3 protein-coding genes are annotated in these 1,212 nt (G+C 57.0%); 2 read left to right on the forward strand and 1 reads right to left on the reverse strand.

Annotated elements, in window-relative coordinates; translation table 11 throughout:
* On the reverse strand, positions 1 to 229 hold a 229-nt coding region (locus CBG25_RS08960), incomplete at its 3' end, for a DNA adenine methylase (RefSeq protein ID WP_290606134.1).
* A gap of 276 nt (positions 230 to 505) precedes the next feature.
* Between CBG25_RS08960 and CBG25_RS08965 the strand changes: the two genes are divergently transcribed.
* Positions 506 to 859 (forward strand): putative holin, encoded by a 354-nt coding sequence (locus CBG25_RS08965; protein WP_290606130.1) that lies wholly within the window; start codon positions 506 to 508, stop codon positions 857 to 859.
* On the forward strand, positions 856 to 1,212 hold a 357-nt coding region (locus tag CBG25_RS08970; RefSeq protein ID WP_290606132.1), incomplete at its 3' end, for a transglycosylase SLT domain-containing protein. The genes CBG25_RS08965 and CBG25_RS08970, both read left to right, overlap by 4 nt.

Raw genomic sequence — 1,212 nt, forward strand, 5'->3', positions numbered from 1 at the left:
GCATAAACTCTTCCAGATGGTGCTTGAGTACCCGATAAAGATTGACCAACTCGCCGTTGATGTCGTTAATCACCTCTGCTTGGCTTGGTGATTTCATAAAGTAAAGTGCCGCCGCGCCACAAAATGGCTCCACGTAGCAGGTATGCGCCGGGAAGCGCGGTAAAATCTGTTTTGCCAGCCGCCGTTTACCGCCTATCCAGGGCAGTATTGGTAAAAAATGTTGCGTCATTGTCTGTAAGCCTGTTTCACTAATGGAAATTCGTGTAGACTCTTTCCTGTTCTCGAGAACGGAAAGCGCCACGGTTGACTCACAGGCCATATCTGTGTGTTGGCGGCCTGTCCGGTGTTAGCGCACCGGGTGGGTCGCGCTTTTTCCCTTGCCCCATTCGGGGCAATTGCTGAGCGTAATCTAACGACCCCCTGTTATTCCCACTAGTAAACCGCTTTAAAAGCGTTTGTAGCTATCCCCTGCGACACTGTCTGCCTGATAGTTAGGGAGACCGTGATGAAAATCCGAAAAAAATTGACCTTGACCCCCTTTAAAACCCCGCGTCTCGGCGGCTGGTTGCTCACCGCTGCCGGTCTGTTGCTGGTGATTGGCCTGGTGTCACCGCAGCAATTGCCGGTGGTGCTCTATAAGCTTGCCTTGATTACCCTGGCGGCGGTGGTCGGTTACTGGCTTGACCGTTCGCTGTTTCCCAAAGCCCGGCCCGGACAATACCTGCACCATGACCACCCGGAGGTAGCACAAGGCCGACATCCGGTGCGCGGCGGCTGCCATCAGGTCTTTGCAGCCGCGCAGTTGCGCCGGGCGGTGATTGTGGCGGCAGTGTGTCTGAGTGTGGCAATCGGGTTATGACCATGAACCGCTATCAACATCCACAGGGCGACCCCAGATGGCTGTTATTCCTTTTGCTGATAGTGCTCTTTGGTAGCGCGCTTGATGCCGATGCGGCGCGTCCCCCACAAGCGGCGCTAGCATACCGTGCTGACCTGATACGCAACGCCCGTCTGGTGTGGGGAATCAATGCGCCGGTGGCGGATTTTGCCGCCCAGATTGACCATGAAAGCGGCTGGCAGCCCGGCATCACGAACCCCATCGGGGCGCAGGGATTGGGGCAGTTTATGCCCGCCACCACCGCCTGGATTGGGGCGTTAATGCCGGAACTGGCAGCCAAAGCGCCGCTCAATCCCAGCTGGAGCCTGCGGGCG

The sequence above is a fragment of the Arsenophonus sp. ENCA genome, from assembly GCF_002287155.1.
Classification (GTDB): Bacteria; Pseudomonadota; Gammaproteobacteria; order Enterobacterales; family Enterobacteriaceae; genus Arsenophonus; species Arsenophonus nilaparvatae.